The organism is Candidatus Coatesbacteria bacterium, assembly GCA_014728225.1.
GTDB lineage: Bacteria > RBG-13-66-14 > RBG-13-66-14 > RBG-13-66-14 > RBG-13-66-14 > WJLX01.
On sequence record WJLX01000026.1, the window covers coordinates 32,399 to 40,147 of the forward strand.

The following is a 7,749-nucleotide window of genomic DNA, read 5'->3' on the forward strand; positions in this document are numbered from 1 at the left end:
CGCTACATGAAGATTTCGTCGAAGGCCGCGCCCTTCTCCTCGTCCAGGGAGTGGATCTTCTCGCTGACGGACTTGACCCGTTCCGGGTCTTCCTCGAGGGCCTCGAAGGCCTCTTCGACGGTTTCATCGTCGGTTTCATACTTCTCGAGGACTTCGGCCGGCACCTCTTCCTCGGGGTAGGCGGCGACGAAGATCTCGGCCAGTTCCTTGTCGGTCAGACCGCCCAGGCCGGCCAGGCTCTCATCGATGCCCTCGGCCATGCCTTCCATACCTTCGACCATACCGCCGAAGAGGTCGCCCAGGCCCTGGCCGAGCTCTTCCATCCCGGCGGAGAATTCCTCGCCGAAGGCCTCCAGGTCCTCGAACTCGGCCATGGCGCCGCCCAGCCCCAGGCTCATAGCCAGCACGAAGGCGGCGTCCTCGTCCTTCTCGGCCACCATGTCGACGACCTTCTCGGCCCGATCGGGATCATCGGCCAGCTCGTCGTAGTAGTTATCCATGTCTTCCTGGGACCAACCGTACTCGTCGGCCACCTTCTGGGCCTCTTCCTCGTTCTCGATGTTGTAGGACTTGATCCAGAACTCGACGAAATTCTCGTCGTTGAGCTCCTTGCCGCAACCGGTGATGATCAGGCCGAGGGCCACGATCAGGGTCAGAGCCAAGAATTTTCGCATCGGTTTCCTCCAGGTTGGCCCGGCGTTGCCGGGTCGTTGAGCAGGCTGATGAGCCTCGTCGGTTCCGTCGGAACGAGTAAGGTTACTGAAGTATGGCCCGAGCCGGGCGGGTGTCCCGCGGATCCGTCGTTCCACAAGCGGCATCCGGTGTGCAGGGTGCAGCCTATATATTTTAGTCGGTTCTCGTGGGGATGTCCAGCGGTTAACGGCTGGAGGGGCCTCCCAGTGCTCGGCCCAGTGCCCGCCGAACACTCTACCCGGCGGGTGCAAGAATGGGATGGCGGACCGCCCGGTAAGTGACTAGCTAACAACGGCCCCCGGTGGGGGGCCGTTGGAACAACGCTACTGCGGTGAAACCATGCTTACTGAGCGTCCTCTTCCTCGGTGCCTTCGGTGGCCTCTTCCATGGCGCCTTCGGCCTCGTCGACGGCCTCGCCCATGCCTTCGCTGGCCTCTTCCAGGCCCTCGTTGATGCCGGCTTCGAGGTCGCCGAACATGTCGCCCAGGCCCTCCATGCTCTCGTCCAGCGCGGTGCCCAGGTCCTCACCGAAGCCGCCCAGACCGACGGACATGGTGTAGCCGAAGTAGGCCATGCTGGCGCCGAGGTCGTCCTCGATAGCCTTGGTCACTTCGGTGTAACGGGCGTCGTCACCCTCGAGCAGCTCGATGGTGTAGGCGTCGTACTCCTCGGCCGAGGTGCCGTATTCCTTCAGGGCCTCGTCCCAGGCGCCTTCTTGCTCGCCGTCCCACTTCTCGTAGGTCTCGAGCCAGATGTCGGCGTAGGTTTCGTCGTTGAGTTCATCGATGCCGCCGCCGCAGCCGGTCAGGGCGGCGCCGAGGGCCACGATCAGGGTGGCCAGCAGGATCTTGCGCATTGTTTCCTCCAGGTTTGGCAGGTTTGGTGGGTACTGTCTGTACTGCTCGTACAGTAGGGTTGACTCGCCCTGCGGCGGGTCGGGTTCGCCAGGGGTTGATAAAGAGAGCGGGTCTTGGGATAAGACCTGCTCTCAAATTATAGTGTCACTCGTCCCTTTTTTCTTCCTTCTCGGCGGTGGATTCCTCCGCGGCGTCGGGCTCGTTCTCGGGAGCGTCGGCGCCCTCTGCAGGGCCCTCTTCCGCCTTTTCTTCTTCAGCGGCTTCCTCCGCCACCGGTTCATCGTCGGCGGCCTCGGCGGCAGCTTCGGCAGCGTCCTCAACGGACGAAGGTTCCTCCTCGGCGGGAGGCTGTTCATCTGACTCGGTGGGCGCTTCTTCGACCGAGTCCTCGGTCGAGTCCTCGGTCGAGTCCTCGACCGCGTCTTCGGTCGCAGTCTCGGCTGCCTCGTCAGCCGCCTTCTCTTCGCCGGTTTCATCGTCGGTCTCAGAGGTCTCGGCGGCCTCGGCAGCCTCGGCGGCTTCGGCGCTCTCGCCTTCCTGCTTGGCGATCAGGCGCTGCATGATCGGATCGTCTTCGGGGCCGATACCCATGTCGGCGTTGTAGGCCTTGAGGGACAGGTTGACCTTGCGCTCGGCGCGGTTGATGTTGATGACCTTGCAGGTCAACTGCTCGCCGATCTCGAGAACGTCCTCGACGTTGGGCACGTGGGCGTCGACGATCTCGGAGATGTGGAGCAGGGCCTCGATGCCGTTGGAGAGCTCGACGATGGCGCCGAAGCGGGCCGTACGGACGATCTGACCCTCGACGTAGGCACCTTCCCAGATATAATCCTCGATGTGCTCCCAGGGGTCTTCCTTGAGCTGTTTCATCCCCAGGGAGATGCGGCGGTTGTCCGCGTCGACGTTGAGAACGACGACCTCGACCTCGTCACCCTTGGAGAGGATCTCCGAGGGGTGGTGAACCCGGCGCAGCCAGCTCATATCGGAGATGTGCACCAGGCCGTCGATGCCCTCGTCGACCTCGACGAAGGCGCCGAAGTCGGTGATGTTGCGCACCTTGCCCACAAGGCGCGTCCCGCGGGGGAAGCGCTCGGCGATGGTCTCCCAGGGATCCTCTTCGGTCTGCTTGAGGCCCAGACTGATGCGCTGCTTCTCCGTATCCAGGTTGAGCACCTTGGCGTCGACCCAGTCGTTGACGTTGAGGATCTGAGAGGGGTGGCGGATGCGCTGGGTCCAGCTCATCTCGGAGATGTGGATCAGGCCCTCGATACCGTCCTCGAGCTCGACGAAGGCGCCGTAGTCGGTCATGTTGACCACGCGACCGCGGATGAAGGTGCCCTCCGGATACTTGGTGGCGGCCTCCTTCCAGGGGTGCGGGGTGAGCTGCTTGAGCCCCAGGCTGACCCGCTCGCGCTCGCGGTCGAAGTTGAGCACCAGGACCTTGACCTCGTCACCGATGCTGAGAACCTCGGAAGGATGGCTGATGCGGCCCCAGGTCATATCGGTGATATGCAGCAGACCGTCGATGCCGCCCAGGTCGATGAAGGCGCCGAAGTCGGTGATGTTCTTGACCTCGCCCTCGCGGATCTGGCCCTCCTCGAGCTCCTGGACCAGCTCTTCCTTCATCTTGGCGCGACGCTCCTGCAGCACGGCCTTGCGCGAGAGAACGATGTTGCGGCGGCGGCGGTTGATCTTGATGACCTTCATCTCGAACATGTCGCCGACACAGGCCTCCAGGTTGCGCACCGGCCGCAGCGCCACCTGGCTGGCCGGCAGGAAGCCGCGGGCGCCGATATCGACCTCGAGACCGCCCTTGATCCGGTTGATGACCCGACCTTCGATAACCTCGTCGTTCTCGTAGGCGCTCTTGATCTTCTCCCAGGTGCGGGCGAAATCGGCCTTCTCCTTGGACAGCACGATGATGCCGTCCTGGTCCTCTTTCTTCTCCAGGAAGACCTCGACCTCGTCGCCGACGGCGATCTCCAGATCGCCGAACTCTTTGCGGTCGATGGGACCCTCGGACTTGTAACCCACGTCGACGAGGATCTCCTCGTCGCTGACGGAGACGACGGTGCCCTTGACGATCTCGCCCTCGCGCAGCTCGGCCAGGGTGTCCTCGTAGGCCTCCATCAACTCGTCCATCGTGGCGTGCTCTTCGTCCAGGTCGTCGAGGGACAGCTTGGGTCGCTGCTCCACCTCTTCTTTTCCATCGTCGGCGGTGGGGGCTTCGTCAGCTTGCTCCGGTTCCACTACAACCGACTCGTCGTCGGTGCCCTCAACTTCGGCCGTGACCGCCTCGTCGGCGGTTTCAGCGTCGGTTTCGGCATTCTTTTCGACGACGGGCTCCGCGCCGGTCTCTTCTTTCTCGGTTCGGGGCGCTTCTTCGGGCTGCTGATCGACCGCCTCGTCTTCCGGGGTCGGGAGGTTTTCGTTCTCTTCCGGGTAGGTCATGGGTTAGAAATCCTTTAGTTTAGACAAACAGGTTACGACCCGTCACGCGGGCCTGGTCACTCACCTGGATCGTGTCGGCGATTTGGTAAACGCTGCTGGGATGCCGACGAATGGCGAGCCGGGGCTCGAAGAGGTCGGCGTCTCGATAGCGATGGAGGGAATGTAACACAGGGCGCCGGTAAATGAAAAGGAAAAAAACGGACCGCGAGTCGGGCCGTCACCGCATCTAGATCCAGGCGGACCGCAGGTCGGGCATCAATCAGGCCCCCCCGGGGACCCGGGATGCTCCCACGACGAAAAACCACCCCCGGGCGGCTTACCCGCCCGGCCGCCGCAACCGGCACGGTTTTTGCATCTCGGCGAGCGTTGCCGGTTGATGCTAACGCTTCGCCTCCGCAAAAACCGTGCCGGTTGCGGCGGTGGAGGTCGCGAAGGATGCCGCTGGGGCGGGGTTCCAGGAGGGGGTGGTTTTTCGTCGTCGCTGCCGCTGACGTTCAGTCTAAGCGAACCGCCCGCGCGGGTGGTGGGGAGACGGCTCTGGTCCTTCGTAGATCGGCGGTCGGGAATTCGCCGGAGTCAAGCAGCGCCTGGAGTTGACGGTTATCTGGAGGTTCATCGGCTCGCCGGTTTCGAGGAGTGCGTTGGTGTCGTAATGGACGAGGTCCAGTTCGACGGTTGGTTGGATCAGGCCGCCGCTAATGTCGGCTTTAGTTTGGCCGGCCGTGCCACGTAGAGTTCGTTGACGATCAGTTGACGAACAGTTGACGAACGTCCCCGGCCGCGGTGGACTTGTCCACAACGGCTTTTCCGGTTATACTCTGTCGGTGTTTTTACCGACCTGCGCGGGGACCGACGCCGCGAACCGGCCTGGCGAACCGGCCCCGTTAACGAATCGTGCGGACCAGTACCGCGAACCAGCTTTACGTATCTGCCCTGCGTACAAAACCGGGAGGACGACCTTGGACTTCACCCTCACCGCCGAGCAGCAGAAGTACCGCGACCTGATCCGCGGTTTTGCCGCCGAGCGTATCGCCCCCGTCGCCGCCGAACTCGACGAGAAGGCGTTATACCCCCAGGAGATCTTCGACGAGATGAAGCAGTTGGGGCTTTACGGTTTCACCCTGCCCAAGGAGTACGGCGGCAGCGGGGCGGATTCGATCAGCTTCGCCATCGCCCTGGAGGAGCTGGCCAAAGCGGCGGCCGGGGTTGCCGTGGCCTTCGCCGTGCATAACTCGATCGGCGCCTTCGCCATCAATGAGTACGGCACCCGGGAGCAGAAGGAAGAGCTGCTGCCGCGGATGTCCGCCGGCGAGATCCTGACCAGCTTCGCCCTGACCGAGGAGGCCGCCGGCTCCGACGCCGGCGCCGTCACGACCACGGCGCTCCGCGACGGCGACGAGTTCGTCCTCAACGGCCGCAAGCGCTACATCACCAACGGCAAGTACGCCGACCTGCACACCATCGTCGCCCTGACGAACCCGAACCGCGGCAAGAAGGGCCTGTCCTGCCTGCTGGTCCCGGCCGACACCCCGGGCTTCCGCGTGGTGCGCACCGAGAACAAGATGGGCCAGCGCTGCAGCGACACCGCCGAGCTGGAGTTCACCGACTGCCGCGTGCCGGTCAAGAATCTGCTGGGCAAGGAGAATCGCGGGCTGTCGATCTCGCTGCGCGCCCTGGACGGCGGACGCTTCGGCGTGGCTTCGATCGCCCTGGGCTGCGGCCAGGCCGCCTTCGAGAAGGCCCTGCATTACGCCCAGCAGCGCAAGCAGTTCGGTCAGCCGATCATCGGCTTCCAGGGGATCGAGTTCATGCTGGCCGAGATGGGCACCCAGCTCGAGGCGGCCCGGCTGATGATCTACCGCGCCGCCTGGAACAAGGACCAGGGGCTGCCCTACGGCAAGGAAGCCGCCATGGCCAAGATGTTCGCCACCGAGGTGGCCGAGATGGTCTGCCACCGGGCGATCCAGATCCACGGCGGCGCCGGCTACATGAAGGAGAACGACGTCGAGCGCTACTACCGCGACCAGCGCATCTGCCAGATCTACGAGGGCACCAACCAGATCCAGCGCTGGGTCATCGCCATCCAGTTGATCAAGGAGTTCGGCCGCTAGCGGCCGGGTTCGCCTATTATTGTCTAGCCCATACGGCTAGGGGGTTTCGTAGGGGAGGACCTTCAGGTCCTCCCCCGTTGATGGCGATTGCAGTCCGCCGGCCCCGGGGGGCGGGTTTTCCAACCCCGCCGCCGCGGTCAATGACCAAGGCGGGTCCAAGCGCAATCCTCTCGCAATCCTCTCGCAATCCTCGACGGTCCGCCGGCGCTTCTTCCTCGCGGATCGCGGGGTTTACCCCAGGAGATAATGAATTCGCCCCCCACCCACCCCTCGGGGGAGAGGTCCGGGGGATGGGGGGACGCGACAGGTTGAAACAATGAACAACGGGGCCGCTCGCTCGATCGGCCCCGACGTGTGCGAGAAAACCGCAGGTCTCGAAGTGGCTCTGCGTCGGGGAAGGGCATCACAACGCCCGCCGCTCCGGACGTTCCCGGGCTATTCCCCCGGCGGGGTCAACTCGATGCCGCCGTCTTCGGGGTCGACCTCGAAGGTCTCGGCGGTCTGGTCGATGGTCGGCGGTTGCAGCTCGACCCCCTCGGCGGAGCGCAACTCGTCGAGGCGGCGATAGATCTGGGTCTCGACGGCCCGGTCGCGGCCGCCCTCCTCGAGAGCTTCGGCGAAGGCGGCAACCTCGTCGGCCGTGACGCCGTAGCGCTCGTAGTAGGGCGCGGGATCGATCACTTCGCCGGCCGGGAGCCGCTCGCGCGCCCAGGCCAGCTCGGCCTGCAGGCTGATGTAGAGGTCCTCATCGAGGACGCCGGAGGTGTAAGCCGGCGACTCGACCTCCGGGGTCTGGGAGCCGTCGATGAGCGGCACGGGTTTCTCCTCTTCCTCCTCGGAGCCGCAGCCGCCGAGGAGGAGCGAGACGGCGACGGCGGAGCTGGTCGCGAGTTTGGTGAGCCCTTTCAAGCAATCCTCCGCTGGGGGTCCGCGTGGCGGCGTGACTCGTCGATGTTAGCTCAAGACGGCGCCCGGAGCAATCCCCGTTCGCCGGTCAAGGAGTGGAGGAGCGCCGCCGCTCGCCGCGGGTCACTTCGTCGAGAAAGCCGACGGCCCGCTTCATCGCCGGCAGACCGTCGCCGAGCAGCTTTCGGGCGGCTTCCTCATCCCGTAGACGGCGACGGAAGACCCGTTCCTCGTTGATGCGCCGCAGCCGCAGGCGCCGCCGCCCGCACAGCGGCTCCAACAGGGCGCACCAGTTGCGCAGGTCGGCGGTCAGGTGCTCGAGGGCCGCGGCGTCGAGTTCGCGCTCGGTCAAAAGCGACAGCACCGCGACGTCGAAATCGACCTCCAGGATGATCCCCGGCGGCTGCTCGACGACCTGGTCCCCGACGGCGTGGCCTTTGGCGGGCCGGATCCAGGTTTGCGCCCGGGGCAGATCGCGCAGGCGAAAACGTGGACAGGGCTCGCAAAGGTAGTTGAGCTGGTCGAGCAGGACGCCGATGGGTTGCACGGCGGCGCTCACCTCCCCGGTCGGCGCCAGTAGTAACTGATGTTCAACAGGCTGAGCAGCTCTTCCACGGGTCTCTCCCGGGGGTGATATCGACCGTTGAAGCGCCAGGTCTCCTCGGCCAGGTAGAGGGGCAGGCGTTCGCTGCGCACCCCGCCGCGGCGGAAGACCGCGTCGCGCAACCGGC

Annotated in this window: 6 protein-coding genes; 1 reads left to right on the top strand and 5 read right to left on the bottom strand. The window is 64.8% G+C overall.

What is annotated here, in order from left to right; all coding sequences use genetic code 11:
- Window positions 1-2: 2 nt before the first annotated feature.
- The 3 genes from GF399_02250 to GF399_02260 form a co-directional block, all read right to left on the bottom strand.
- Complete coding sequence (locus tag GF399_02250) at window positions 3-674, bottom strand: hypothetical protein (protein ID MBD3399135.1); 672 nt, start codon at window positions 672-674, stop codon at window positions 3-5.
- Between the two features lie 362 nt (window positions 675-1,036).
- Window positions 1,037-1,549, bottom strand: coding sequence for a hypothetical protein (locus GF399_02255; GenBank protein ID MBD3399136.1), 513 nt, complete (start codon window positions 1,547-1,549; stop codon window positions 1,037-1,039).
- 145 nt (window positions 1,550-1,694) lie between these two features.
- A complete protein-coding gene (locus GF399_02260) occupies window positions 1,695-4,001 on the bottom strand; it encodes a 30S ribosomal protein S1 (GenBank protein ID MBD3399137.1) in 2,307 nt (768 codons plus the stop codon).
- A gap of 959 nt (window positions 4,002-4,960) precedes the next feature.
- Here GF399_02260 and GF399_02265 point away from each other — a divergent pair.
- Entirely contained in the window at window positions 4,961-6,112 is a 1,152-nt protein-coding gene (locus GF399_02265; GenBank protein ID MBD3399138.1) for an acyl-CoA dehydrogenase, read from the top strand.
- 435 nt (window positions 6,113-6,547) lie between these two features.
- On the opposite strand, the gene GF399_02270 is transcribed toward GF399_02265, so the two are convergent.
- On the bottom strand, window positions 6,548-7,021 hold the full coding sequence (locus GF399_02270) for a hypothetical protein (protein ID MBD3399139.1): 474 nt from the start codon (window positions 7,019-7,021) through the stop codon (window positions 6,548-6,550).
- Between the two features lie 85 nt (window positions 7,022-7,106).
- Window positions 7,107-7,565, bottom strand: coding sequence for a hypothetical protein (locus tag GF399_02275; protein MBD3399140.1), 459 nt, complete (start codon window positions 7,563-7,565; stop codon window positions 7,107-7,109).
- Between the last annotated feature and the right edge of the window lie 184 nt (window positions 7,566-7,749).

What these genes read in the sequence shown, in the direction of transcription:
- GF399_02250 (MBD3399135.1), bottom strand. Translation starts at nt 674, where the DNA reads ATGCGAAAATTCTTGGCTCTGACCCTGATCGTGGCCCTCGGCCTGATC.
- GF399_02255 (MBD3399136.1), bottom strand. Translation starts at nt 1,549, where the DNA reads ATGCGCAAGATCCTGCTGGCCACCCTGATCGTGGCCCTCGGCGCCGCC.
- GF399_02260 (MBD3399137.1), bottom strand. Translation starts at nt 4,001, where the DNA reads ATGACCTACCCGGAAGAGAACGAAAACCTCCCGACCCCGGAAGACGAG.